Annotated in this window: 23 protein-coding genes; 19 read left to right on the forward strand and 4 right to left on the reverse strand. The window is 71.5% G+C overall.

Annotated elements, in window-relative coordinates; all coding sequences use genetic code 11:
- Positions 1-142 precede the first annotated feature (142 nt).
- The 12 genes from ACZ5VC_RS09815 to ACZ5VC_RS09870 all read left to right on the forward strand — a co-directional run bounded on the left by ACZ5VC_RS09815 (position 143) and on the right by ACZ5VC_RS09870 (position 15,867).
- A complete protein-coding gene (locus tag ACZ5VC_RS09815) occupies positions 143-1,099 on the forward strand; it encodes an EamA family transporter (RefSeq protein ID WP_469119530.1) in 957 nt (318 codons plus the stop codon).
- 127 nt (positions 1,100-1,226) lie between these two features.
- Complete coding sequence (locus ACZ5VC_RS09820) at positions 1,227-2,672, forward strand: aldehyde dehydrogenase family protein (protein ID WP_469119531.1); 1,446 nt, start codon at positions 1,227-1,229, stop codon at positions 2,670-2,672.
- A gap of 354 nt (positions 2,673-3,026) precedes the next feature.
- Positions 3,027-4,052, forward strand: a complete 1,026-nt coding sequence (locus ACZ5VC_RS09825; protein ID WP_469119532.1) for an NAD-dependent epimerase/dehydratase family protein — start codon at positions 3,027-3,029, stop codon at positions 4,050-4,052.
- 288 nt (positions 4,053-4,340) lie between these two features.
- Positions 4,341-6,347: an acyl-CoA dehydrogenase family protein gene (locus ACZ5VC_RS09830; protein WP_469119533.1), complete on the forward strand. Its 2,007-nt coding sequence runs from the start codon at positions 4,341-4,343 to the stop codon at positions 6,345-6,347.
- Positions 6,348-6,532: 185 nt separating this feature from the next.
- A complete protein-coding gene (aroA, locus tag ACZ5VC_RS09835; protein ID WP_469119534.1) occupies positions 6,533-7,777 on the forward strand; it encodes a 3-phosphoshikimate 1-carboxyvinyltransferase in 1,245 nt (414 codons plus the stop codon).
- 72 nt (positions 7,778-7,849) lie between these two features.
- Entirely contained in the window at positions 7,850-8,599 is a 750-nt protein-coding gene (locus tag ACZ5VC_RS09840) for a hypothetical protein (protein ID WP_469119535.1), read from the forward strand.
- A gap of 91 nt (positions 8,600-8,690) precedes the next feature.
- Positions 8,691-9,947 carry a 1-deoxy-D-xylulose-5-phosphate reductoisomerase gene (gene dxr / locus ACZ5VC_RS09845; RefSeq protein ID WP_468706379.1) on the forward strand — a complete coding sequence of 419 codons (1,257 nt, stop codon included), beginning with the start codon at positions 8,691-8,693 and terminating at the stop codon, positions 9,945-9,947.
- Positions 9,944-11,248, forward strand: a complete 1,305-nt coding sequence (locus tag ACZ5VC_RS09850) for a M50 family metallopeptidase (RefSeq protein WP_469119536.1) — start codon at positions 9,944-9,946, stop codon at positions 11,246-11,248. The genes dxr and ACZ5VC_RS09850 overlap by 4 nt, the downstream gene beginning before the upstream one ends.
- 150 nt (positions 11,249-11,398) lie before the next feature.
- On the forward strand, positions 11,399-12,556 hold the full coding sequence (gene ispG, locus ACZ5VC_RS09855; protein WP_468706375.1) for a flavodoxin-dependent (E)-4-hydroxy-3-methylbut-2-enyl-diphosphate synthase: 1,158 nt from the start codon (positions 11,399-11,401) through the stop codon (positions 12,554-12,556).
- A 121-nt stretch (positions 12,557-12,677) separates the two neighbouring features.
- Positions 12,678-13,523, forward strand: a complete 846-nt coding sequence (locus ACZ5VC_RS09860; RefSeq protein ID WP_469119537.1) for a GNAT family N-acetyltransferase — start codon at positions 12,678-12,680, stop codon at positions 13,521-13,523.
- A 41-nt stretch (positions 13,524-13,564) separates the two neighbouring features.
- Positions 13,565-14,104: a GNAT family N-acetyltransferase gene (locus tag ACZ5VC_RS09865; RefSeq protein ID WP_469119538.1), complete on the forward strand. Its 540-nt coding sequence runs from the start codon at positions 13,565-13,567 to the stop codon at positions 14,102-14,104.
- Positions 14,105-14,172: 68 nt separating this feature from the next.
- On the forward strand, positions 14,173-15,867 hold the full coding sequence (locus ACZ5VC_RS09870; RefSeq protein WP_469119539.1) for a proline--tRNA ligase: 1,695 nt from the start codon (positions 14,173-14,175) through the stop codon (positions 15,865-15,867).
- Here the strand turns inward: ACZ5VC_RS09870 and ACZ5VC_RS09875 are convergent, their stop codons facing one another.
- From ACZ5VC_RS09875 to ACZ5VC_RS09890, 4 genes are all read right to left on the reverse strand, one after another.
- Positions 15,868-16,866, reverse strand: coding sequence for a slipin family protein (locus ACZ5VC_RS09875; protein ID WP_469119540.1), 999 nt, complete (start codon positions 16,864-16,866; stop codon positions 15,868-15,870).
- A gap of 128 nt (positions 16,867-16,994) precedes the next feature.
- Positions 16,995-17,903, reverse strand: a complete 909-nt coding sequence (locus tag ACZ5VC_RS09880; protein WP_469119541.1) for an aminoglycoside phosphotransferase family protein — start codon at positions 17,901-17,903, stop codon at positions 16,995-16,997.
- Positions 17,904-17,945: 42 nt separating this feature from the next.
- Positions 17,946-18,362 carry a ferritin-like domain-containing protein gene (locus ACZ5VC_RS09885; RefSeq protein ID WP_469119542.1) on the reverse strand — a complete coding sequence of 139 codons (417 nt, stop codon included), beginning with the start codon at positions 18,360-18,362 and terminating at the stop codon, positions 17,946-17,948.
- Between the two features lie 307 nt (positions 18,363-18,669).
- Positions 18,670-19,224: a hypothetical protein gene (locus tag ACZ5VC_RS09890; RefSeq protein ID WP_469119543.1), complete on the reverse strand. Its 555-nt coding sequence runs from the start codon at positions 19,222-19,224 to the stop codon at positions 18,670-18,672.
- A gap of 174 nt (positions 19,225-19,398) precedes the next feature.
- On the opposite strand from ACZ5VC_RS09890, the gene rimP reads away from it, so the two are divergent.
- From rimP to truB, 7 genes are all read left to right on the forward strand, one after another.
- On the forward strand, positions 19,399-19,896 hold the full coding sequence (gene rimP, locus ACZ5VC_RS09895) for a ribosome maturation factor RimP (protein ID WP_469119544.1): 498 nt from the start codon (positions 19,399-19,401) through the stop codon (positions 19,894-19,896).
- Between the two features lie 2 nt (positions 19,897-19,898).
- A complete protein-coding gene (gene nusA, locus ACZ5VC_RS09900; RefSeq protein WP_469119545.1) occupies positions 19,899-20,900 on the forward strand; it encodes a transcription termination factor NusA in 1,002 nt (333 codons plus the stop codon).
- 100 nt (positions 20,901-21,000) lie between these two features.
- A complete protein-coding gene (locus tag ACZ5VC_RS09905; RefSeq protein ID WP_469119602.1) occupies positions 21,001-21,279 on the forward strand; it encodes a YlxR family protein in 279 nt (92 codons plus the stop codon).
- A gap of 147 nt (positions 21,280-21,426) precedes the next feature.
- Entirely contained in the window at positions 21,427-24,531 is a 3,105-nt protein-coding gene (infB, locus tag ACZ5VC_RS09910) for a translation initiation factor IF-2 (RefSeq protein ID WP_469119546.1), read from the forward strand.
- A 139-nt stretch (positions 24,532-24,670) separates the two neighbouring features.
- Positions 24,671-24,964 (forward strand): DUF503 domain-containing protein, encoded by a 294-nt coding sequence (locus tag ACZ5VC_RS09915; protein ID WP_468706352.1) that lies wholly within the window; start codon positions 24,671-24,673, stop codon positions 24,962-24,964.
- A gap of 28 nt (positions 24,965-24,992) precedes the next feature.
- On the forward strand, positions 24,993-25,445 hold the full coding sequence (gene rbfA, locus ACZ5VC_RS09920) for a 30S ribosome-binding factor RbfA (protein WP_468706350.1): 453 nt from the start codon (positions 24,993-24,995) through the stop codon (positions 25,443-25,445).
- Positions 25,442-26,374 (forward strand): tRNA pseudouridine(55) synthase TruB, encoded by a 933-nt coding sequence (gene truB, locus ACZ5VC_RS09925; protein ID WP_469119547.1) that lies wholly within the window; start codon positions 25,442-25,444, stop codon positions 26,372-26,374. The genes rbfA and truB overlap by 4 nt, the downstream gene beginning before the upstream one ends.
- The last annotated feature ends 114 nt before the right edge of the window (positions 26,375-26,488 follow it).

Raw genomic sequence — 26,488 nt, forward strand, 5'->3', positions numbered from 1 at the left:
GCGGGGAGCCGGCGCCGAGCCCGGCGCCCTCGCCCCCAGGCCGCGCGCCCCCTGCCGCATGCCGCGCCCCAAACCCGATTCCGTGCCCGAACTCGGGCAGAATTGTTGGCGATGGGGCTTTGCTCTGCCTAATCTCCTGGGCATGACAAGTCGCGCCGTCGATCCCGCATCCGACACCCGGCGGGACTCCGTCCCCCACGCCCCCGGCCGCCGCCGGATCTCCGGTGCCGTCTGGGCCGCCCTCCTCATCGTCTACGTCGTCTGGGGATCCACCTACCTCGGCATCCGCGTCGTCGTCGAGACCATGCCCCCCTTCCTCTCCGCCGGCGCCCGCTTCGTCGTCGCCGGCCTGCTGCTCGCCGGGCTGCTCGCCTGGCGGCACGGGATCGCGGTGCTCAAGGTGACCCGCGCCCAGCTGCTCTCCACCTCGGTCGTCGGGCTGCTGCTGCTCCTCGGCGGCAACGGGCTCGTCGTGCTCGCGGAGACCTCCGTGCCCTCCGGGCTGGCCGCGCTGCTCATCGCCGTCGTGCCCGCCTGGGTCGTACTGCTGCGGACCGGGTTCGGGGAGCGGCCCGGGCTCGGGGCCGTCTGCGGGGTGCTCCTGGGGCTCGCCGGGCTCGGCGTGCTGACCCTGCCGGGGCTCAGTGGCGAGGTGCGGCTCAGCGGCGTTCTCACCGTGATCGTGGCGACCGTCCTGTGGTCCGTCGGCTCCTTCGCCCCCTCCAGGGTCCCGATGCCCAAGAACCCCTTCGCCGCCAGCGCCTACGAGATGGTCGCCGGCGGCCTCGGCTGTCTGGCCGTCGGGTCCCTGCGCGGCGAGCAGCACGGCCTCGACGTCACCGCCTTCTCCGCCCGCTCCTGGACCGCCCTCGCCTATCTGGTGCTCTTCGGGTCGCTCCTTGCCTTCACCGCGTACGCCTGGCTGCTGCAGACCGCCCCGCTCTCCCTGGTCGCCACCTACGCCTACGTCAACCCGGTCGTCGCCGTCCTCCTGGGCGCCCTCGTCCTCGACGAGGCACTGACCTGGCCCATCGCGGTCGGCGGCGCCGTCGTCGTCGCCGGCGTCTGTCTCATCGTCTCCACCGAGCGCCGGCGCTGAGCGCATCCGCCAAAGCGGAGGGGCGCGGCCCCGGACTTCTCCATCACGGACAAACGACGGTCCGGCCCCTCGGCCCTACCGTGTGAGAGGAAGAACCCCACCACTGCGGAAAGGGCCGGGACACGCGATGACTGTCACCCACGGCTTCTGGCTCGCCGGCCGCGAGGCGACCGGCGAGAGCACCTTCGACGTCACCTCCCCCTGGGACGGCCGTCTCGTCGGCAAGGTCAGCGTGCCCTCCGAGGCTCAGGTCGAAGAGGCCGTGGCCGCCGCCCACGCCGTCGTGGACGAGTTCGCCGCGACCCCCGCCCACGTCCGCGCCGCCGCCCTCGACCACGTGTCGAAGCGGCTCGTCGAGCGCACCGAGGAGATCGCCGAGCTGATCTCCGCCGAGAACGGCAAGCCGATCAAGTGGGCGCGCGGCGAGGTCGGCCGTGCCGTCTCCGTGTTCCGCTTCGCGGCCGAGGAGGCCCGTCGCTTCAACGGCGGCGACGCCCAGCGCCTCGACACCGACGCCGGCGGCACCGGGCGTCTCGCACTCACCCGCCGGATGCCCAAGGGCGTCGTCCTCGGCATCGCGCCGTTCAACTTCCCGCTGAACCTGAGCGCCCACAAGGTCGCCCCGGCCATCGCGGTCGGCGCCCCGATCATCCTCAAGCCGGCCCCCGCCACGCCGATCTCCGCCCTCGTCCTGGGCGAGCTGCTGGCCGAGACCGACCTGCCGGCCGGTTCCTGGTCGGTCCTCACCGTCCCGAACGAGCGGATGCCCGCCCTCGTCCAGGACGAGCGCCTCCCGGTCATCTCCTTCACCGGCTCCGACAAGGTCGGCTTCGCCATCCAGGACTCGGTGCCGCGCAAGCACTGCACCCTGGAACTCGGCGGCAACGCCGCGGCCGTCGTCCTCGCCGACTGGGCCACCGAGGCGGACCTGGACTGGGCGGCGACCCGTATCGCCACCTTCTCCAACTACCAGGGCGGCCAGTCCTGCATCTCCGTGCAGCGCGTGATCGCCGACGCCTCCGTCTACGACCGCCTGCTCCCGAAGATCGTCGCGGCCGTCGAGGCGCAGGTCACCGGTGACCCGTCCGACTCCGCCACCGACGTCGGCCCGCTGGTCAACGAGGACGCCGCCAAGCGCGTCGAGGCCTGGGTCGACGAGGCCGTCGCCGCCGGCGCGAGCCTGCTCTCCGGCGGCAAGCGCGAGGGCGCCAGCTACGCCCCGACCGTGCTGGCCGACGTCCCCGCCGATGTCACCCTCGCCTGCGAGGAGGTCTTCGGACCGGTCCTGACCGTCAGGAAGGTCGACGGCGAGGCCGAGGCGTTCGCCGCGGTCAACGACTCCAAGTACGGCCTCCAGGCCGGTGTCTTCACCCACGACCTGCAGACCGCCTTCCGCGCCCACCGCGCGCTGGAGGTCGGCGGCGTGATCGTGGGCGACGTCCCGTCCTACCGCGCCGACCAGATGCCGTACGGCGGAGCCAAGCAGTCCGGCGTCGGCCGCGAGGGCGTCCGCTACGCCATGGACGACTACACCTACGAGCGCGTCCTGGTCCTCACCGGCCTGGCGCTCTAGTACCGCCCGCGGTACCCGAGACCGACGGCCGGAGCCCACTGTGCGGGGGCTCCGGCCGTCTTCATGTGTCTGCCACTGGCCCCGGCAACCATCTCCGCGTCAGGAGCTCCCGTCGCGACGGCCGCGTCGACGAACTCCCGCCGTGACTCGTGCGGCTCGCGCCCGCCGACATGGCATCCGTGACCTTCCCGGCTGTGCGGCCCGGCGCCGACATGCACGGTGGCCCAGATCGGGGCCACCGTCCCCCGCGCGGCGCCCGCCGGACCAGGAGCCAAGGTGCCTGTACGGTCGGCCCCCCTACGCTGCTGGGCGAACGAGGACCCGCCAGAGGGGGCGCGTGGAACACTCGCCGCCATGAAGATCTTGATCATTGGTGGAACCGTTTTCCTGGGGCGCGCCCTCGTGGGCGAGGCCCGCGCGCGCGGCCACGAAGTGACCGTGTTCAACCGGGGCGTGTCCGGCCCGAACCCCCTTGATGTCGAGGCCGTCAAGGGGGACCGCGAGGACGAAGCCGCACTGAGGGCGCTGGCCGGCGGCCGACACTGGGACGCCGTCATCGATACCTGCGGATTCGTACCGCGTACCGTACGGCTCTCCGCGAGGATCCTCGCCGCGCACGCGTCGGCGTACGCCTTCGTCTCGTCCTTCCACGCCTACGCCGACTGGCCGGCCAAGGGTGTGGACGAAAGCCACCCGAGGCACGAATGCCCGCCGGGCGCGGGGCCGGACGACGTGGCGTACAACGCGCTGAAGGCCGGTTGCGAACGGGCTGTGGAGGAGAGCTTCCCCCAGCGGTCACTGATCATCAATCCGGGGATCATCATCGGTCCGGGGGAGAGCGTCGGGCGGCTCCCGTGGTGGCTGGAGACCATCGCCCGGGGCGGCCGCGTGCTGGCGCCGGGCACTCCGGACCGGCGGATGCAGCTGATCGACGCTCGTGACATTGCCCGGTTCGTGTTCGACCTGCTGACCGAGCAGGGCAGCGGCCGCTATGTGACCAGTGGGATCCCGGGCAACACCACCATGGGAGACCTCCTCGGGGAGTGTGTTCGCATCACAGGCGCCGACACCGAGCTGGTGTGGGCGGATGAATCGTTCCTGCACAAGTGGGACGTCGCCCCGTGGACGGAGCTCCCCCTGTGGGCCCCGGACATACCCGAGGTGGCCGGCACCTGGCAGGCGTCGTCGCGGAAGGCCCTGGCCGCGGGACTGCGGTGCCGCCCGGTCGCCGAGACCGTCGCCGACACCTGGAAGGCGCTCCGAAGCGGCGGGTATCCGGCGCCCAAGTACCTTCAGGGGCAGGTCCCGGTCGGGCTGGACCGGGCCAAGCACGCTGCCGTACTGGCGGAGTGGGATGCCCGGAGCCGGCTGGGGACCTGACCCGGTGTGCCGGTCGCGGTCGCGGCCGGGGTTCAGCCCGTGTTCCACGGGGACACGGCCGATCGAGGACGGGCGGAGATTGGGACAGTTGAGTGAAGATGCGGGACCGAAGCCACCGGGCGTTCGTGCAGGTGGGAGGAAGATCGCAGGTCAGTCGCCATGCGGGGAGCGCAGTGTGCGGGGGCTCCGGCCGTCTTTCCGTACGCGCTGGTATCGGGTAGTACGGACGAGTAGCACCGCTCGGTACACAACCGTCCGGTCCCCCGACTCGCGGCGAGGTGAGCCCTCATGTCCGCCCCATCCACTCCGCACGACCCGCCCAAGGCCGAAGCCCCCGACGCGGACGTCCCACAGGCCGTCACGTCCCCCTCCCACGCGGCCTCCCCGGGCGCGCCCAAGGTCACCGAACGCGAGGCCCGGCGCGTTGCCGAGGCCGCCCGGGAGCAGGACTGGCGCAAGCCCAGCTTCGCCAAGGAACTGTTCCTCGGCCGCTTTCGCCTCGACCTCATCCATCCCCATCCGATGCCCTCCGGCGAGGACGCGCGCCGCGGCGAGGAGTTCCTCGCCAGGCTGAGGGTCTTCTGCGAGAACGAGATCGACGGCGCGCGCATCGAGCGCGAAGCCCGCATCCCCGACGAGACGGTCAGGGGCCTGAAGGAACTCGGCGCCCTCGGCATGAAGATCGACCCGAAGTACGGCGGTCTCGGCCTCACCCAGGTGTACTACAACAAGGCCCTGGCCCTGGTGGGCTCCGCCAGCCCCTCCCTGGGCGCCCTGCTCTCCGCGCATCAGTCGATCGGCGTACCGCAGCCGCTGAAGATTTTCGGTACCCAGGAGCAGAAGGACACCTTTCTGCCCCGCCTCGCCCGTACCGACATCTCCGCCTTCCTGCTCACCGAGCCCGATGTGGGCTCCGACCCGGCCCGGCTCGCGACCCTCGCCGTCCCGGACGGCGACGACTACGTCCTCGACGGGGTCAAGCTCTGGACCACCAACGGCGTCGTCGCCGACCTCCTCGTCGTGATGGCCCGAGTACCGCGCTCCGAGGGACACAAGGGCGGCATCACCGCCTTCGTCGTCGAAGCGGACTCCGAGGGCATCACCGTGGAGCACCGCAACGCCTTCATGGGGCTGCGCGGCCTGGAGAACGGCGTCACCCGCTTCCACCGGGTCCGGGTCCCCGCCGCCAACCGCATCGGCCCCGAGGGTGCCGGCCTCAAGATCGCCCTCACCACGCTCAACACCGGGCGTCTCTCCCTGCCCGCCATGTGCGTCGGGGCCGGCAAGTGGTGCCTGAAGATCGCCCGCGAATGGTCCTCGGTCCGTGAGCAGTGGGGCAAGCCGGTCGCCCGCCACGAGGCCGTCGGCGCCAAGATCTCCTTCATCGCCGCGACCACCTTCGCCCTCGAAGCCGTGGTGGACCTGGCCTCCCAGATGGCCGACGAGGACCGCAACGACATCCGTATCGAAGCCGCCCTGGCCAAGCTGTACGGCTCCGAGATGGGCTGCCTGATGGCCGACGAGCTGGTCCAGATCCGGGGCGGTCGCGGCTTCGAGACCGCCGACTCCCTGGCCGCCCGCGGCGAACGCGCGGTCCCCGCCGAGCAGATGCTGCGCGACCTGCGCATCAACCGGATCTTCGAGGGCTCCACCGAGATCATGCATCTGTTGATCGCCCGCGAGGCCGTGGACGCGCATCTGGCGGTCGCCGGCGACATCATCGACCCGGACAAGACCCTCTCCGACAAGGCGAAGGCAGGCGCGAAGGCGGGTGGGTTCTACGCCCGCTGGCTGCCGAAGCTCGTCGCCGGACCCGGTCAACTCCCCAACTCATACGCTGAGTTCGGCGACCTCGCCGCGCATCTGCGCTATGTCGAACGGGCCTCGCGCAAGCTGGCCAGGTCCACGTTCTACGCGATGTCGCGCTGGCAGGGCCGCATGGAGACCAAGCAGGGCTTCCTCGGCCGGATCGTCGACATCGGCGCGGAACTCTTCGCGATGAGCGCGGCCTGCGTACGGGCGGAAATGCTCCGTGCGAACGGGGACCACGGCAGGGAGGCCCAGCAGCTGGCGGACGCCTTCTGCCGCCAGTCCCGGCTGAGGGTCGAGGAGCTCTTCGGCCGCCTCTGGGCCAACACGGACGACCTCGACCGCAAGGTGGTGGACGGGGTCCTGGCCGGTACGTACACCTGGCTGGAAGAGGGCATCGTCGACCCGAGCGGCGACGGCCCCTGGATCGCGGACGCGACCCCGGGCCCGGCGATCCACGAGAACGTCCACCGCAAGATCGACTGACACCGGAGGAGCGCCGGCGCACCGGCAACGCCGGCAGGACCGGTGCCCGCCCGTTCCGCCCCGCCCGGGGCGGAACGGGCGGACCCGGTGCCGGCCACAGCCGGCACCGGGGTGCCCGATGGTGCCGCCCGTCCACCGTGCGGACAACCGCGGCGCCGCTGCGCCCCGCGCGGCACCATGCCTGCGTGACCCTCCTCCACATCCCCGGCTCCAAGTCCGTCACCGCCCGCGCCCTCTTCCTCGCCGCCGCCGCGCACGGCACGACGACCCTCCAGCGGCCCCTCGTCTCCGACGACACCGAGGGCTTCGCCGAGGGGCTCATCCGGCTCGGTTACCGCGTCGAGCGCGGCGGGGACGTCTGGCGGATCGAAGGGCGGCCGGCCGGGCCGGCCGAGGTCACCGCCGACGTGTACTGCCGTGACGGCGCCACCACCGCCCGGTTCCTGCCCACCCTCGCCGCCGCCGGCCACGGCACCTTCCGCTTCGACGCCTCGCCCCAGATGCGCCGCCGTCCGCTCGCGCCGCTGACCGAGGCGCTGCGCGCCCTCGGTGTGGACCTGCGCCACGAGGAGGCCGAGGGCCACCACCCGCTCACCATCGAGGCGCACGGCATCAAGGGCGGCGCGCTCACCTTGGACGCCGGCCAGTCGTCCCAGTACCTCACCGCGCTGCTGATGCTCGGCCCGCTCACCGCCGAGGGCCTGCGGATCACTGTCACCGATCTGGTGTCGGAGCCGTACGTGGAGCTCACCCGCGCCATGATGCGCTCCTTCGGCGTGGAGGTGACCAGGGAGGCGACGGCCGGGGGCGCGACCTACTCCGTCCCGCCCGGCGGCTACGCGGCCACCACCTACGCCGTCGAGCCCGACGCGTCGACGTCGAGCTATTTCTTCGCGGCGGCGGCCCTCACCGGCCGTGAGATCACCGTCCCCGGCCTCGGCACCGGCGCGCTCCAGGGCGATCTCGCCTTCGTCGACGTCCTGCGCCGCATGGGCGCCGACGTCGACGTCACCCGGGCCGGGACGACCGTCCGGGGAACGGGCCGGCTGCGCGGCCTGACCGTGAACATGCGCGACATCTCCGACACGATGCCGACCCTCGCGGCCCTCGCGCCGTTCGCCGACGGCCCCGTGCGCATCGAGGACGTCGCCAACACGCGGGTCAAGGAGTGCGACCGTCTCGACGCCTGCGCCGAGAACCTCCGCCGCCTCGGCGTCACCGTGGACACCGGCCCGGACTGGATCGAGATCCACCCCGGCGCGCCCCGAGCCGCCGAGATCGCCACCCACGGCGACCACCGCGTCGTGATGTCCTTCGCCGTGACCTCTCTGCGCACCCCCGGCATCACCTTCGACGACCCCGGCTGCGTACGGAAGACGTTCCCCGACTTCCATCATGTGTTCGAGGAGTTTCGTCGCGGCGCCGCCTGAGCGCCATAATCGAGCCTCGATCACGATCAACACCTCGACACCACACAGATCGACATCACACAGGGGGAAGCGATGTTCGCAGGGTTTCGGCGTACGGCCGCGGTCGCGCTCGTCGGCACGGTGCTCGTGGGCGCCGCTGGATGCTCAGGCGAGGACAAGGAGCCCGGAGGCAAGGCCGACACCAAGCCCTCCGCGAGCACCCCGGCCCCCGGCGGCGGCCCGGCGCCCCTGACCGAGGCACAGCTGAAGGCCGCCGCCTTCGCCGACGAGGAGAAGGTCGGCGCGTACACCGCGTCCGAGTACGCCCTCGGAGTGCCCCACAGCGAGAGCTACACCGCCGCGCCCGCCGTCTGCCAGCCCCTCGTCAGCCTCGCCAAGGAGGTCGCCGACCCCGACCCCGCGGCCGAGGTCCAGCGCCAGCTCGACGTCCCCGACGAGATGATCGGCATCAACGTCGGCGTCCAGCTGCGCTCGTACGCGGGCGACGGCGCCGCCACCGTCCTCAAGAACCTCGCCGCCGCAGGCACGCAGTGCGCGGGCGGCTTCACCGAGGAGCGGGCCGTCGCCAGGGCGAAGTACCTGAAGGTCGAGCCCGCGAAGCCGCCGGCGATCGGCGACGAGGCGAAGGCGTACCGCTTCACCATCCTCGACGTGAAGGGTGTGGAGAAGCTGTACGAGTACCTCACGGTCGTCCGCTCCGGGTCCTCGACCCTCGCCTTCCGTGCCGAGATCACCGACACCAAGGACGTCGGCGGAGTACCGGCCGAGATCATCACCGCGCAGTGGAAGAAGTTCCAGGACGCCACCAGGAACGGCGCCTGACACCCTCCGGGAACACCCCCGCGACCGTCCCCGAGGGTGATCCCGGGGAGCGTTGTCCTGACGCGCCGGCAATCACGCAAGAATGGGGGGCATGAGCGACAGCCCATCACCCCTCGCCGACCCACGTATCGTCTTCGCCCCCGATGAGGGCGCGAGCCGCCGGGACATCGTCGTCCTCGGCTCCACCGGGTCCATCGGCACCCAGGCGATCGACCTGGTCCTGCGCAACCCCGACCGCTTCCGCGTCACCGCCCTGTCCGCCGCCGGCGGACGGGTCGCGCTGCTCGCCGAGCAGGCGCGCCGGCTCCGGGTCCGTACGGTCGCGGTGGCCCGCGAGGACATGGTGCCCGCGCTCCACGAGGCGCTGAAGGAGCAGTACGGCTCCGAGCCGCTGCCCGAGGTGCTGGCGGGGCCCGGCGCGGCCACCGAGCTCGCCGCGTCCGACTGCCACACCGTGCTCAACGGCATCACCGGCTCCATCGGGCTCGCGCCCACCCTCGCCGCCCTGGAGGCGGGCCGCACGCTCGCCCTCGCCAACAAGGAGTCGCTGATCGTCGGCGGCCCGCTGGTGAAGGAGCTGGCCAAGCCCGGCCAGATCATCCCCGTCGACTCCGAGCACGCCGCGCTGTTCCAGGCCCTCGCCGCCGGCACCCGCGCCGATGTCCGCAAGTTGGTCGTCACCGCGTCCGGCGGCCCCTTCCGCGGCCGTACGCGGGCCGAGCTGTCCGGTGTCACCCGCGAGGACGCCCTGGCCCACCCCACCTGGGCCATGGGCCCGGTCATCACGGTGAACAGCGCCACGCTGGTCAACAAGGGCCTGGAGGTGATCGAGGCCCATCTGCTCTACGACATCCCGTTCGACCGCATCGAGGTCGTCGTCCACCCCCAGTCGTATGTGCACTCGATGGTGGAGTTCATCGACGGCTCGACGCTCGCCCAGGCCACCCCGCCCGACATGCGCGGCCCCATCGCCCTCGGCATCGGCTGGCCCGAGCGCGTCCCGGACGCGGCCCCCGCCTTCGACTGGTCCAAGGCCTCCACCTGGGAGTTCTTCCCGCTGGACAACGAGGCGTTCCCGTCCGTCGGACTCGCCCGTCACGTCGGCGAGCTGGGCGGTACCGCGCCGGCGGTGTTCAATGCCGCGAACGAGGAATGCGTGACCGCCTTCCTCGACGGCCGGCTGCCGTTCAACGGAATCATGGATACGGTCACTGCGGTCGTCACCGAACACGGAGTGCCCGGACAGGGAACCTCACTCACGGTGGCGGACGTCCTGGAAGCGGAGACCTGGGCACGCGCCCGGGCCCGTGAACTGGCAGCGAAGACAACGGCGGAGGCGCACGCATGACGATTCTGTTGACGGTCCTCGGCATAGCGCTGTTCGCCGTGGGACTGCTCGTCTCCATCGCCTGGCACGAGCTCGGTCACCTCTCCACGGCCAAGCTCTTCGGCATCCGTGTGCCGCAGTACATGGTCGGCTTCGGCCCGACCATCTGGTCGCGGCGCAAGGGCGAGACGGAGTACGGAATCAAGGCGATCCCGGCCGGCGGCTACATCCGCATGATCGGGATGTTCCCGCCGGGCCCGGACGGGCGCATCGAGGCACGGTCCACGTCGCCGTGGCGCAGCATGATAGAAGACGCCCGCGAGGCCTCCTTCGAGGAGATCGAGCCCGGCGACGAGACGCGGCTGTTCTACACGCGCAAGCCGTGGAAGCGCGTCATCGTGATGTTCGCCGGCCCGTTCATGAACCTGGTCCTGGCCGCGGCGCTGTTCTTCGGCACCTCGATGTACTTCGGCTACGAGACCAACACGACCAAGGTCGCCGGTGTCCAGAAGTGCGTCATCGACCAGAGCGAGAAGCGCGAGACCTGCGACAAGAAGGACCCGGTCTCGCCCGCCTTCGCCGCCGGTCTGCGCGAGGGCGACCGGATCGTCGCCTTCAACGGGAAGCGCGTCGACGACTGGAACACCCTCTCGGACCACATCCGCGAGACGATCGGCCCGGCCACCATCACCGTCGAGCGCGGCGGCGAGGAGCTGGACCTGCACCCGACCCTCGCGCGCAACCAGGTGCTGAAGAAGGACGAGAACGGACAGGTCGTCCGGCCCCTGCAGTACGTAGACGCCGGCTACCTGGGCTTCGCCGCGAAGCCCGAGGTGCTCCCGCTCACCTTCGGGCAGTCCGTGGACCGCATGGGCGACCTGATGCAGACGGGCGTGGAGTCGGTCATCGCACTGCCCAGCAAGATCCCGGACCTGTGGAACGCGGCCTTCAGCGACGGCGAGCGCAAGGCCGACTCCCCGGTCGGCGTCGTCGGCGCCGCCCGGATCAGCGGCGAGCTGATGAACGTCGACGCCCCGCCGGAGCGGATCCTCTCCTGGTTCCTGGGGCTGCTGGTGATGTTCAACGTCTCCCTGTTCCTCTTCAACATGCTCCCGCTGCTGCCGCTGGACGGCGGGCACATCGCGGGAGCGCTGTGGGAGTCCGTGCGCCGCAATGTCGCCCGGGTCCTCAGGCGTCCCGACCCGGGCCCGTTCGACGTGGCGAAGCTGATGCCGGTGGCCTATGTGGTGGCCGGGGTATTCGTCTGCTTCACGCTGCTCGTGCTGGTGGCGGACATCGTCAACCCGGTGAAGATCTCCTAGCCGGACGAGTGGCAACGCGGTGGCCACGGCGGCCGGACACCCCTTGGTGTCCGGCCGCTCCACCCCGGGGCTGTAACCTCGAATACCTGAGCCCGCCGATGTACGGGACCTCGATCCGCATCTTGGCCACACCTTGGGGTTGCACAGCAGATGACCGCGATTTCTCTCGGTATCCCGTCCGTTCCGACGAAGCTCGCCGACCGCAGGGTCAGCCGGAAGATCCAGGTCGGCTCGGTGGCCGTCGGCGGCGACGCGCCGGTCTCGGTGCAGTCGATGACGACGACCCGTACCTCGGACATCGGCGCCACGCTGCAGCAGATCGCCGAGCTGACCGCCTCCGGCTGTCAGATCGTCCGGGTCGCCTGCCCGACGCAGGACGACGCCGACGCCCTCGCCACCATCGCGAGGAAGTCGCAGATCCCGGTCATCGCCGACATCCACTTCCAGCCGAAGTACGTGTTCGCGGCGATCGACGCCGGCTGTGCGGCCGTCCGCGTCAACCCCGGCAACATCAAGCAGTTCGACGACAAGGTCAAGGAGATCGCCAAGGCGGCCTCCGACGCGGGCACCCCCATCCGGATCGGCGTCAACGCCGGCTCGCTCGACGCCCGGCTGCTGAAGAAGTACGGCAAGGCGACCCCCGAGGCCCTCGTCGAGTCCGCCCTGTGGGAGGCGTCCCTCTTCGAGGAGCACGGCTTCCGCGACATCAAGATCTCGGTCAAGCACAACGACCCGGTTGTGATGGTCAACGCCTACCGTCAGCTCGCCGCCCAGTGCGACTACCCGCTGCACCTGGGCGTCACCGAGGCCGGCCCCGCCTTCCAGGGCACGATCAAGTCGGCCGTGGCCTTCGGCGCGCTGCTCTCCGAGGGCATCGGCGACACGATCCGCGTCTCCCTGTCGGCCCCGCCGGCCGAGGAGATCAAGGTCGGCATCCAGATCCTGGAGTCCCTCAACCTTCGCCAGCGCCGTCTGGAGATCGTCTCCTGCCCGTCCTGCGGGCGGGCCCAGGTCGACGTCTACAAGCTCGCCGAGGAGGTCACCGCCGGCCTCGAGGGCATGGAGGTGCCGCTGCGCGTCGCCGTCATGGGCTGTGTCGTCAACGGCCCCGGTGAGGCCCGCGAGGCCGACCTCGGCGTCGCCTCCGGCAACGGCAAGGGCCAGATCTTCGTCAAGGGCGAGGTCATCAAGACCGTCCCCGAGTCGAAGATCGTCGAGACGCTGATCGAGGAGGCGATGAAGATCGCCGAGCAGATGGAGAAGGACGGCGTCATGTCGGGCGAGCCCGAGGTCGTCACGGTCGGCTGATTTCAGGCGCTTCACGAGCCCCGTCGCGTCACGCGGCGGGGCTTCCCGCGCTCGGCCGGACACCTCCGGGACACGCCGGGTACAGTGCGGAGATCAGCAGACCGCATGGTGAGGCCCCCTCGTGTTGACGCAGACCACCACCCGGGTGCTCGAGCCCGGCGATCTCGGCGCCGCGCTCGCCATCCTGGACAGTGCCCCCGTGGAGAACGCCTTCGTCACCTCCCGCGTCCAGGTCGCCGGGCTCGACCCGTGGCGACTCGGCGGCGAGATGTGGGGATGGTACGCGGACGGGCGGCTCCGCTCCCTGTGCTACTCGGGAGCCAATCTCGTTCCCATCTGCGCCACCCCCGACGCCGTACGCGCGTTCGCCGACCGCGCCCGCAGAGCCGGCCGCCGCTGCTCGTCGATCGTGGGCCCCGCCGGCCCCACCTCCCAGCTCTGGCGGCTCCTGGAGCCCAGCTGGGGCCCGGCCAGGGACGTACGCGCCCAGCAGCCGCTGATGGTCACCGAGCAGCCGTCGGCGGGCGTGGCGCCCGACCCCCTCGTGCGCCGGGTCCGCAAGGACGAGATGGACGTGATCATGCCCGCCTGCGTGGCGATGTTCACCGAGGAGGTCGGCATCTCGCCGATGGCCGGTGACGGCGGACTGCTCTACCAGGCGCGGGTGGCCGAACTCGTGGGTACCGGCCGTTCGTTCGCCCGCATCGAGGACGGCAAGGTCGTCTTCAAGGCGGAGATCGGCGCGGCGACCGACCGGGCCTGCCAGATCCAGGGCGTCTGGGTCGCCCCCGAGTACCGGGGCCGCGGCCTGTCCGAGTCCGGCATGGCGGCGGTGCTCGACTTCGCCCTCGCCGATGTCGCGCCCGTCGTCAGCCTGTACGTGAACGACTACAACACCCCCGCCAGAGCCGCCTACCGCCGCGTCGGCTTCCGTGAAGTGGGCGCCTTCATGAGCGTGCTGTTCTGAGCGACTACCGACGGCACAGCCGCCGAACGTAAGGTGCGCGCATGGATGACGTCGTGGTCGGTCCGGTCGATCTCTCCGCTCGGGTGGACGACGCCCTCGCGGTGCAGGCCCTCGCCTTCGGGCTGAGTGGGGAGGAGGTCCTCATCCGGCGCCACATCGTTCTGCGGCACCTGATGAGCCCCGGGGCCCGCGCGTACGGGGCGACCACCGCGGAGGGCGGTCTCGTCGGATTCGTCTACGGCATGCCCAACGAGCGCGGCTACTGGTGGTCCAGCGTCGTGGAGCCGTATCTGCGGGCCACCGGCACCGAGGAGTGGCTCGACGACGCCTTCGTCGTCACCGAGCTCCATGTCCACCCCGACCACCAGGGCAGGGGCCTCGGCCGCGAGCTGATCACCACCATCACCGACACGGCCGCCCAGTCCCGCTCGATCCTCTCCGCCATCGACACCGAGAGCCCCGCCCGCGGCCTCTACCGCTCCCTCGGCTACACCGACCTGGCCCGCCAGGTGCACTTCCCCAGCGCGCCGAGGCCGTACGCCGTGATGGGGGCGCCGCTGCCGCTGCGGCGGCACAACTGATTTCCGCCCGCGGGCGCCACCCGGCTAACCTCGGGGCCATCACACTTTTGACCGCAGGAGAGTTCCCCATGGCCCAGGTCCAGCGCATGTCCAAGCTGATGGTCAAGACACTGCGCGACGACCCGGCGGACGCCGAGACGCTCAGCCACAAGCTCCTCGTCCGCGCCGGATACGTCCGCCGCAACGCCGCGGGCATCTGGTCCTGGCTGCCGCTCGGCAAGAAGGTCCTGGAGAACGTCACGCGCGTGGTGCGCGAGGAGATGGACGAGATCGGCGCGCAGGAGGTCCTCCTGCCCGCGCTGCTGCCCAAGGAGCCGTACGAGGCGAGCGGCCGCTGGGAGGAGTACGGCGCCGAGCTGTTCCGCCTCCAGGACCGCAAGGGCGGCGACTACCTCCTCGGCCCCACCCACGAGGAGATCTTCACCCAGCTGGTCAAGGACCAGTGCACGTCCTACAAGGACCTGCCGGTGATCCTCTACCAGATCCAGACGAAGTACCGCGACGAGGCGCGTCCCCGCTCGGGCATCCTGCGCGGCCGCGAGTTCCAGATGAAGGACTCGTACTCCTTCGACACCACCGACGAGGGCCTGGCGGAGTCGTACGCGCTGCACCGCGAGGCGTACATCCGGATCTTCCGTCGCCTCGGCCTGGAGCACAAGATCGTCTCGGCGATCTCCGGCGCCATGGGAGGTTCGGCCTCCGAGGAGTTCCTGGCCCCGGCCGCCGCCGGCGAGGACACCTTCGTCTACTGCCCGAGCTGCGACTACGCCGCCAACACCGAGGCCGTGACCTTCAAGGCCACCCCGGCCGACGGTGCGGCGCACGGGCCGGTCGAGGAGCTGGACACCCCCGACACCCCGACCATCGAGTCGCTCGCCGAGCACCTCGGCGTACCGGCCTCCGCCACGCTGAAGAACCTGCTGGTCAAGGTCGACGGCGAGATCGTCGCCGTGGGCGTGCCCGGTGACCGCGAGGTCGACCTGGGCAAGCTGGAGGACCACCTCGCACCGGCCGTGGTCGAGATGGTCACCGCCGAGGACTTCGAGGGCCGCACCGACCTGGTGCGCGGCTACGTGGGCCCGCAGGGCCTCGACAAGGTCCGCTACATCGCCGACCCGCGCGTCGCGGCCGGCACCGCCTGGATCACCGGCGCCAACAAGCCCGACACCCACGCGAAGAACGTCGTCGCGGGCCGCGACTTCGAGGTCGACGACTACCTCGACGTCGTCGTGGTCGAGGACGGCGACCCGTGCCCCAACTGCGGCACCGGCCTCAAGCTGGACCGGGCCATCGAGATCGGCCACATCTTCCAGCTCGGCCGCAAGTACGCGGACGCCTTCCAGCTCGACGTGCTGGGCCAGAACGGCAAGCCGGTCCGCGTCACCATGGGCTCCTACGGCATCGGCGTCTCCCGCGCGGTCGCGGCCCTGGCCGAGCAGACCGCCGACGAGCAGGGCCTGTGCTGGCCGCGTGAGATCGCCCCGGCCGACGTCCATGTCGTCGCCGCCGGCAAGGCGCTCCAGACCGAGCTGGCCCTGGACGTCTCGGAGAAGCTGAAGACGGCCGGGCTGCGCGTGCTGGTCGACGACCGCGCCGGAGTCTCGCCGGGCGTGAAGTTCACGGACGCCGAACTGATCGGCGTGCCCAAGATCCTGGTCGCGGGCCGCCGCTCGGCCGAGGGCGTTCTGGAACTCAAGGACCGCCGTACGGGCGAGCGCGAGGAGCTGACCGTGGACGAGGCGATCGCCCGCCTCAGCGCCTAGTCAGCGATCCCGTCCCGAACCGGCGTCGGCCTCCTCGTCAGGGGACGCGGGCGCCGATTCCGTGATGAGCGGCACCTCCGGCAGGCCCAGGACGTCCGGCAGGGGCGCGTCGTCCGGTTCCAGCGGGGCCTCCCCGGGCAGTGGGCCCTGGGGCTCGCCGGGCAGCACCGTCGGCGCCTCCTGGCCGGAGGCCACCGGCTGCTGCGGGGCCGGCGCCGGAGGGGGCTGGTTCGGCTGCTGCTGTGCGGCCCGCTCCAGGAACCGCAGGAGTTCCACGGGAAACGGCAGCACCAGCGTCGAGTTCTTCTCGGCCGCCACCGCCACCACCGTCTGCAGCAGCCGCAGCTGCAGCGCGGCCGGCTGGGCGGACATCTGCGCCGCCGCCTCCGCCAGCTTCTTGGACGCCTGCAGCTCCGCGTCGGCGTTGATGACCCGGGCCCTGCGCTCCCGGTCCGCCTCGGCCTGCCGGGCCATCGACCGCTTCATCGTCTCCGGCAGCGACACGTCCTTGATCTCGACGCGGTCGATCTGCACGCCCCAGCCGATGGCGGGCGAGTCCAGCATGAGTTCGAGCCCCTGGTTGAGCTTCTCGCGGTTGGAGAGCAGATCGTCCAGGTCGCTCTTGCCGATGATCGAGCGCAACGACGTCTGGGCCATCTGCGAGACGGCGAACTTGTAGTCCTCCACCCGCACCAGCGCCTCAGCCGCGTCGACCACCTTGAAGTAGATCACCGCGTCGACCCGGACCGTGACGTTGTCCCGGGTGATGCCGTCCTGGGCGGGCACCGGCATGGTGACGATCTGCATGTTCACCTTGTGCAGCCGGTCCATCACCGGGACGATCAAGGTGAATCCCGGTTTGCGCACGTCTTTGACCAGTCGGCCGAAGCGGAAGACCACGCCGCGTTCGTACTGCCTGACGACGCGCGCGGCCGCTCCCAGATACACCGCACCGGCGATTCCCACGCCCGCCGCCGCTGACAACAGCTCCTCGACCATCACGGCCCCCTGAGCTCACAAGCCGAGCGATACACCTACGGTATGCCCGCTATGTCGCCCGGTCGATCCTGCGGGGCGCCCCGAGTGCGGCCGCGGCGCGAACGGCCCTTTGGGCCGGCCCCACGGACCTACAGCCAGCCCGCGAACTCCAGCAGCAACTCGCCGTCCTGACGGCGGCCGGCCGCCAGCGCCCGCGTGCCCGACTCGACGGCCCGGAACAGCGTCCAGCCGCGCAGCCGCTCCCGGTCCACTTCCAGCGAGTCCGCCAGCCGGTTCACCCGGCGCCGGGCCGACGAAGCCCCCGCCGACGAGGCGACGAGATCCTCCACCCGGTCCCGGACGAGCCGCGCGAGATCGTAGGCCCGTTCCCCCACCAGCGGCTCGGGCCCCACGGCCAGCCAGGGAGCCCGGTCCGCGGCCAGCACCTTGCCCTGCCGGAAGCACCCGTGCAGCAGAAGCGTCTCGGGGGAGTACGCGGTGAGTTCGTCGCGCACCGCCAGAGCCGCCGCGACCAGCGGGCCGGCGGCCGGGTCCGCCGCGTGCGGCTCCATCGCCGCCGCCTGGCGGGCCGTGCGCTCCGCGACCGACTCGAAGGCGTGGCCCGCCGGCGGCTCGACCCACAGCCGCCGTACCGTACCGGCTGCTTCCAGCAGCGCCTTCGCCTCCGGCAGCGACCGCAGCGACACATCCGGGTGCAGCCGCTCCAGGAGCAGCGCGCCCGAGTCCGTGACGTGCTGGGCGTCCAGGAGCTGGACCGCCCCCCAGCCGTTCCAGTGCGCCAGCGCGTCCCGCTCCCGGTCCGGGGCGGCGAACGGCGGGGCGACCTTCAGCGCGGTGGGGTCCCCCTCCGGCGTGCGGGAGAGCACGACCAGGCTGCTGCGGCCGCCCGGCGCGATCACCCGCTCGGCGTCCAACGAGCCCAGGGAGAGGGCCTTCCGGGCGATGTCGGGCAGCCGTCCGAGCCATTCGGCCGCGACCGTCTTCCCGTACGTCTCGCCGAGCGCCCGCGCCAATCGCTGCGGCGGTTCAAAACCCATGCGTGCGTGGTTCCCTTTCACTGCCTGTGCCGGAGCCCTGGCTCACCGTCGCTCGGCGAGCCCAGGAAAGGCTACGCCGCTGCCGCGCCACCGCACGGACCGTACCGCCGCCTCGCGCAGCGCCCCCGCGGCGTCACGTCGCAGCGGGCCCCGAGCGGACCGTACGAGATCGGAGTAGACGCCCGCGACACGGTCCTCCAGCACGGCGGCCAGCGCCACGGCGGCGGCCGCGTCCGGCACGGGAAAGGGCAGCGCGTACCCGGCGGCGGCCGCGACGGGCTCGCCCCCCAGGTCCCGCACGATCCGCCGCAGCACGTCCCGGCGCGCCCGGTGCGCGTCATACGCGGCGACGGCCTCCCCCCGCCGCGATTCCCCGACCCGCCCGCCGACGACTCCGTACCCGTAGACGACGGCGTGCTCGGCCGCGAGGGCCGCCTGCACGGCTTCGAGAACACTCATCGCGGCCCTCCTCCGACGGGCCGGCCTCCGTGGCGGAGGCGCGGGGCGCCGCCGGACGCCGTGACGGGGGCGGACGTGCGGCGCGTGTACGGGGCCGTCGCCACGGTGGCGGGGCGGCTGGTCCCGCCGGAGGGCGCGGCGCCGCCGGAGACCGTGACGGGCACGGGCCGACGGCTGGGCCCGCACGGGGCGGTCACCGCAGCGGCCGGCCGGCTTCCCCGGCTTGGGCGGGCCGCGCCGCCGGTGGCCCGCGTGGAGTGGCGAGCGTGCCCGCCCGCGGTCGGCGCCGGGCCGGCGCCCCGGGCGATCACTGGGGGCCGCCTTCGGCCAGCAGGTACGCCTGGGCCGCGCAGGCCGCGGCGATCGAGGCGAGCAGGCGGGCGTACTCGGGCGGGGCCGTGAGGAGGGCGTCCGTATAGGTGTCCGCGGTGCGCCGGGCGGCCGTCGCGAGCGCATCGAGGGCGGCGGCCGGGTCCCCCGGCACGGGGGGCACAGGGGCCACGGAGGAGGCGGAGGGCGCGGGGGTGGCCGGGGCCGTGGTCTTCGGGGACACCGCCGGGCCGCCGGTGCCCTCGCCCAGCGCCGCCCCGTGCAGCGCAACCGACGCGCGCAGCGCCGTCAGCCGGGGGGCCAGCGAGGGGTGCCGGGCGGCGACCGCGTCGTACCGGGCGAGCAGAGCCGCACCGGCCGCCGTCGCGCGGCGGCGCAGCGCGGCCTCCGCGAGGGCCGCCCGTTCGGCCGCCGACGGGCCCGCCGTGCCGCCCGGGCCGTCCTGCGACGAACAGCCCCCCAGCAGCCCGGACGCGGCGACCGCGCCCGTCGCCAGCAGCGCACGCCTGCGCGTCGTCCCCGTGCGCCCCACGTGTCCCTCCTCAGGTCCGGCCCGCGGTGCTGTCCGTCCTCGGACGAAGATCACCGCAGGCGAGCGTACCTGCGGTCGGTTCCGGGTGGACGGCAACACCCCTCGGGACCGGATACCCTTTGATCTGACACGCGACGAACCCACAACAGCACACGCGGCCGAGGAGTCACCCGGATGAGCACCACCCAGAGCGACAGGCTGCGCGAACTGCTGGAACCGCTCGTCAGCGCGAAGGACCTGGATCTGGAAGAGATCGAGGTGTCCCGGGCAGGCAGGCGCCGTGTGCTGAGGATCGTCGTCGACTCGGACGAGGGCGTGGAGCTGGACGCCTGTGCCGAGCTGAGCCGCTCCCTCTCCGAGAAGCTCGACGAGACGGACGCGATGGGCGACGAGGAGTACGTCCTCGAAGTCAGCTCCCCGGGCGCCGACCGCCCGCTCACCGAGCACCGCCACTACGTACGCGCCACCGGCCGCCTGGCCAAGTTCCAGCTGCACGCGGGTGAAGAGCTGGTGGCCCGCATCCTCACCGTCGACGACGAGGGAATCGATCTCGAAGTGCCCGGCGTGAAGGGGCGCAAGCCCACCGCCCGCCGAGTCGAGTTCCCGGAGATCGCCAAGGCGCGTGTGGAGATCGAGTTCAACCGCAAGGACAAGAAGGAAGAGGAGGCGTAGCCGTGGACATCGACGTGAAGCTCCTGAAGGGCTTGGCACAAGAGAAGGAGATCCCCTTCGACCTGCTGGTCGAGGCGATCGAGTCGGCCCTCCTCATCGCGTACCACCGCACCGAGGGCGCGCGCCGTCACGCCCGGGTCGTACTGGACCGGCAGACCGGCCATGTGACCGTGTGGGCGAAGGAAGAGGCCGCCGACCTCGAAGAGGGCCAGGAGCCCAAGGAGTTCGACGACACCCCGTCCGACTTCGGCCGCATCGCCGCCACCACCGCCCGCCAGGTCATCCAGCAGCGGCTGCGGGACGCCGAGAACGACGTCACCTTCGGCGAGTACGCCCGCCGCGAGGGCGACATCGTCGCCGGCATGGTGCAGCAGGGCAAGGATCCGAAGAACGTCCTGGTCCGTCTGGACGACAAGCTCGAAGCGATCCTGCCGGTGCAGGAGCAGGTGCCGGGCGAGGACTACACGCACGGTCTGCGGCTGCGTACGTACGTCGTCCGCGTCGCCAAGGGTGTCCGCGGCCCGTCCGTCACCCTTTCGCGCACCCACCCCAATCTGGTGAAGAAGCTCTTCGCGCTCGAGGTTCCGGAGATCGCGGACGGCAGCGTCGAGATCGCGGCGATCGCCCGCGAGGCCGGACACCGCACCAAGATCGCCGTCCGGGCCACCCGCTCCGGGCTCAACCCCAAGGGCGCCTGCATCGGCCCGATGGGCAGCCGTGTGCGCAATGTCATGGCCGAGCTGCTGGGCGAGAAGATCGACATCGTCGACTGGTCCGACGACCCGGCCGAGATGGTGGCCAACGCGCTGTCCCCGGCACGGGTCTCCAAGGTCGAGATCGTGGACCTCTCCACCCGCTCCGCGCGGGTGACCGTCCCCGACTACCAGCTTTCGCTGGCGATCGGCAAGGAGGGGCAGAACGCCCGTCTGGCCGCCCGCCTCACCGGCTGGCGCATCGACATCCGCCCCGACACCGAGCAGAACCCGGACGGCGGCGAGGAATAGATCCCGTTCTGGTTACGTTCTGCCACGACAGGATCACGACAACAACCGTTCGATTCTTGCCCCAACCGGGTGGGGTCGGTACGGGGAGGTAGACTTGAGCGTGTCTGGCCGGACGCATGCCCGCGCATGCCCTGAGCGAACCTGTGTGGGATGCCGGGAGCGAGCGGCCAAGAGCGAACTGCTGCGCATCGTGGCGGTCGAGGGCGTCTGTGCCCCCGATCATCGCGGTACGCTGCCCGGCCGGGGTGCGTATCTGCATCCCGCATCGGTCTGTCTCGACCTGGCGGTCCGCCGCCGTGCGTTCCCACGGGCCTTCAAGGTCCAGGGACCGCTCGACACCGCGGATCTGCGGCAGGTCGTCGAGACGCCGGCGTCGTAAGAAAGAGAACGGCACGGGACCCCGTGCGGTCAGGTACCTCGCGAGTTGGAAGTAGGTCGAGATTGCGATGAGCACTCGATGAGTACGCGATGAGTACGCCCATGAAGTAGCGACGGTCCGGCGGTAACCGGACCTAAAAGGAGCGAAGTGGCTAAGGTCCGGGTATACGAACTCGCCAAGGAGTTCGGGGTGGAGAGCAAGGTCGTCATGGCCAAGCTCCAAGAACTCGGTGAATTCGTCCGATCGGCATCCTCGACGATCGAGGCGCCGGTTGTACGCAAGTTGACTGACGCACTGCAGGGGCCCGGCGGCAACGCCGGCAAGTCCGCTGCCAAGCCCGGCGCGCCCCGCAAGGCCGCGCCCGCAAAGCCCGCAGCGCCCTCCCCGGCCGCTGCGGCACGTCCCGCTGCCCCCAAGCCCGGCGCACCGGCCCCCAAGCCGGCCGCTGCCGAGCCCGCGGCTCCCGCCGCCCCGGTGAGCAGCACCCCCTCCGCCGGACCGCGTCCGGGCCCGAAGCCCGCGCCGGCCAAGCCGGCCCCGGCCACTCCGGTGCCCGCGGCCGAGTTCTCGGCTCCGGCCCCGGCCCAGCCCGCAGCGCCCCAGGCGCCGCGTCCGGCCGGCGCCACGCCCGGTCCCCGCCCCGCCGGCGGCCGTCCGGCTCCGGCCGGCGGTCAGCGCGACGGCGGCCGCGGTGGCGACCGTGCCCCGCGTCCGCAGGGCCAGGGTGCCCCGCGTCCGGGCGGTGCCCGCCCCGCGGGTCCCCGTCCCGGCAACAACCCCTTCACCTCGGGTGGCTCCACCGGAATGGCGCGCCCCCAGGCGCCCCGTCCCGGCGGCGGTGCTCCGCGTCCCGGCGGTCCGGGTGCCCCTGGTGGCGCCCCGCGTCCGCAGGGTGGTCCCGGCGGCGCACAGCGCTCTGGCGGCCCCGGCGCCCCGGGCGGCGCCCGTCCCACTCCCGGTGGCATGCCTCGCCCGCAGGGCGGCGCTCCGCGTCCCGGCGGTGCCCCCGGTGGTAACCGTCCGAACCCCGGCATGATGCCGCAGCGTCCGGCTGCCGGTCCCCGTCCTGGTGGCGGTCCCGGCGGCGGTGGCCGTGGTCCCGGTGGCCCCGGTGGCCGTCCGGGCGGTGGCGGCGGCGGTCGTCCCGGTGGCGGCGGCTTCGCGGGTCGTCCGGCCGGCCCCGGTGGCGGTGGCGGCGGCTTCGCCGGCCGTCCCGGTGGCGGTGGCGGCGGTGGCCGTCCCGGTGGTGCTCCGGGCGGTGGCGGCGGCTTCGGCGGTCGTCCCGGCTTCGGTGGCCGTCCCGGTGGTCCCGGTGGCCGTGGTGGCACACAGGGCGCCTTCGGCCGTCCCGGTGGTCCCGCGCGTCGCGGTCGCAAGTCGAAGCGGCAGAGGCGCCAGGAGTACGAGGCCATGCAGGCCCCGTCGGTCGGCGGTGTGATGCTGCCTCGCGGTGGCGGACAGTCCGTCCGTCTGTCGCGCGGTGCGTCCCTCACCGACTTCGCGGAGAAGATCAACGCCAACCCGGCGTCGCTCGTCGCCGTGATGATGAACCTCGGCGAGATGGTCACTGCCACGCAGTCCGTCTCCGACGAGACGCTGAGGCTTCTCGCGGACGAGATGAACTACGTCCTCGAGATCGTCAGCCCGGAGGAGGAGGACCGCGAGCTTCTCGAGTCCTTCGACCTGGAGTTCGGCGAGGACGAGGGCGGCGAGGAATACCTCGTGTCCCGTCCGCCGGTCGTGACCGTCATGGGTCACGTCGACCACGGTAAGACCCGACTGCTCGACACGATCCGCAAGACGAACGTCGTCGCGGGCGAGGCCGGCGGTATCACGCAGCACATCGGTGCGTACCAGGTCTCCACCGAGGTCAACGACGAAGAGCGTCGCATCACCTTCATCGACACCCCGGGTCACGAGGCGTTCACCGCCATGCGTGCCCGTGGCGCCAAGTCCACCGACATCGCGATCCTCGTGGTGGCGGCGAACGACGGTGTGATGCCCCAGACGATCGAGGCGCTGAACCACGCCAAGGCGGCCGGTGTGCCGATCGTGGTCGCGGTCAACAAGATCGACGTCGAGGGCGCGGACCCGACGAAGGTGCGCGGTCAGCTGACCGAGTTCGGTCTGGTGGCCGAGGAGTACGGCGGCGACACCATGTTCGTCGACATCTCCGCCAAGCAGGGTCTGAACATCGACTCCCTGCTGGAGGCCGTGGTCCTCACCGCCGACGCCTCGCTCGACCTCCGGGCCAACCCGGACCAGGACGCGCAGGGTATTGCGATCGAGTCCCACCTGGACAAGGGCCGCGGCGCCGTCGCGACCGTCCTGGTCCAGCGAGGCACCCTGCGGGTCGGCGACACGATGGTGGTCGGCGACGCCTACGGCCGCGTCCGCGCGATGCTCGACGACAAGGGCGAGAACGTGGAAGAGGCGGGTCCCTCGACCCCGGTCCTCGTCCTCGGTCTCACCAACGTCCCGGGCGCCGGCGACAACTTCCTCGTCGTCGACGAGGACCGTACGGCCCGCCAGATCGCCGAGAAGCGCGCCGCTCGTGAGCGGAACGCGAACTTCGCCCGCCGGGGTGTCCGGTTCTCCCTGGAGAATCTGGACGAGGCCCTCAAGGCCGGTCTGGTACAGGAGCTCAACCTCATCATCAAGGGCGACGCGTCCGGTTCGGTGGAGGCTCTCGAGTCCTCGCTGCTCCAGCTCGACGTCGGCGAAGAGGTCGACATCCGGGTGCTGCACCGCGGTGTGGGTGCGGTCACCGAGTCGGACATCGACCTGGCGATGGGCTCCGACGCCATCGTCATCGGCTTCAACGTCCGTGCTGCCGGCCGCGCCGCGCAGATGGCGGACCGCGAGGGCGTCGACGTCCGCTACTACTCGGTGATCTACCAGGCCATCGAGGAGATCGAGGCGGCCCTCAAGGGCATGCTCAAGCCGGAGTACGAAGAGGTCGAGCTCGGTACGGCGGAGATCCGCGAGGTCTTCCGCTCGTCCAAGCTGGGCAACATCGCGGGTGTCCTCATCCGTTCCGGCGAGGTCAAGCGCAACACGAAGGCCCGCCTCGTCCGCGACGGCAAGGTCATCGCGGAGGACCTCAACATCCAGGGTCTGCGCCGCTTCAAGGACGACGTCACCGAGATCCGCGAAGGCTTCGAGGGTGGTATCAACCTCGGAAACTTCAACGACATCAAGGTCGACGACGTCATCGCGACGTACGAGATGCGGGAGAAGCCCCGCGGCTGATCTCCAGCGTTGATCCGGGGCCGGTCGGCGGAAGTTATTTCCGTCGATCGGCCCCGGCCGTTGCGTGTACGGTTCCTGTGTCCCTGCCAAGACTTTGGCGGGGCCCTCGAACCCGTACCGGCGGGACATCCGGACATACATGTATGTGGGGACACTGTCCTTTGATCTGCTCCTCGGCGACGTGCGGTCGCTGAAGGAAAAACGCTCCGTCGTCCGGCCGATCGTCGCCGAGCTCCAGCGCAAGTACGCGGTGAGCGTGGCAGAGGTCGGCGGCCAGGATCTCCACCGCAGGGCCGAGATCGGCCTCGCCGTGGTCTCCGGGGACACGGGGCACCTCACAGACGTACTGGACCGGTGCGAGCGTCTCGTCGCCGCCCGGCCCGAAGTGGAGCTGCTGTCGGTGCGACGCCGGCTCCACACTGACGAAGACTGAATGTGCAAGGCAAAAAGGAGAAGGACCAGTGGCCGACAACGCGCGGGCGAAGAAGCTGGCAGACCTCATCCGGGAGGTGGTCGCCGAGAAGCTGCAGCGCGGCATCAAGGACCCGCGCCTGGGTACCCACGTGACGATCACGGACACCCGCGTCACCGGTGACCTGCGGGAGGCCACGGTCTTCTACACGGTCTACGGCGACGACGAGGACCGGGCGAGCGCGGCAGCCGGTCTGGAGAGCGCCAAGGGCATCCTGCGCTCGGCGGTGGGCGCGGCGGCGGGGACCAAGTTCACCCCCACCCTGACGTTCGTCGCGGACGCGCTCCCCGAGAACGCCAAGACGATCGAGGACCTCCTCGACAAGGCGCGGGCCTTGGACGCGAAGGTGCGCGAGGCCTCCTCGGGCGCCCGGTACGCCGGCGAGGCCGACCCGTACCGCAAGCCCGATGCCGAGGACGAGGCTGGCGACGCCGCCGAATGAGCACGCAGAACAAGCACCACAGGCCCGGCCGCCCGGACCAGCCGGTGACGCCCGACGGCCTTGTCATCGTCGACAAGCCGTCGGGCTTCACTTCGCACGACGTCGTGGCCAAGATGCGCGGCATCGCCAGGACCCGCCGTGTCGGCCACGCCGGCACGCTCGATCCCATGGCGACCGGTGTCCTGGTCCTCGGCGTGGAGCGGGCGACCAAGCTGCTCGGACATCTCGCGCTGACCGAGAAGGAGTACCTCGGTACGATCCGCCTCGGCCAGAACACGATCACGGACGACGCCGAGGGCGAGATCACCTCGTCCACCGACGCGTCCAAGGTGACCCGCGAGGGCATGGACGCGGGCGTGGCCGAGCTGACCGGCGCGATCATGCAGGTGCCGTCCAAGGTCTCCGCCATCAAGATCGACGGCAAGCGGTCGTACGCGCGGGTGCGCGGCGGCGAGGAGTTCGAGATCCCGGCCCGCCCGGTGACGGTGTCGCAGTTCACGGTGTACGACGTCCGCGAGGCCGTCGCCGAGGACGGCACGGCCGTGGTCGACCTGGTCGTCTCGGTCGTCTGCTCCTCGGGTACCTACATCCGGGCGCTCGCCCGGGACCTCGGCGCCGGGCTCGGCGTCGGCGGACACCTGACGGCACTGCGCCGCACCCGGGTCGGCCCGTACAAGCTCGACTCGGCCCGCACCCTCGACCAGCTCCAGGAGGAGCTGACGGTGATGCCGGTCGCCGAGGCGGCGGCCGCGGCGTTCCCGCGCTGGGACGTGGACGAGAAGCGCGCCAAGCTGCTGCTCAACGGCGTTCGGCTGGACATGCCGGCGTACGGCGAGGGCCCCGTGGCGGTCTTCTCGCCCGACGGAACCTTCGTCGCGCTCGTCGAGGAGCACAAGGGCAAGGCCAAGAGCCTCGCCGTCTTCGGCTGAGGCCGGGCTCCTGGCGCTCACGCCGGGACGTCACCGCGGCCGGTGCTCAGGCCACCGTGGAGCGGGCAGGGGATGTTCTGCCCGCTCCACGATCCCCCTCGCGCAGGGTCTATC

Source organism: Streptomyces sp. NPDC033174 (assembly GCF_055577795.1).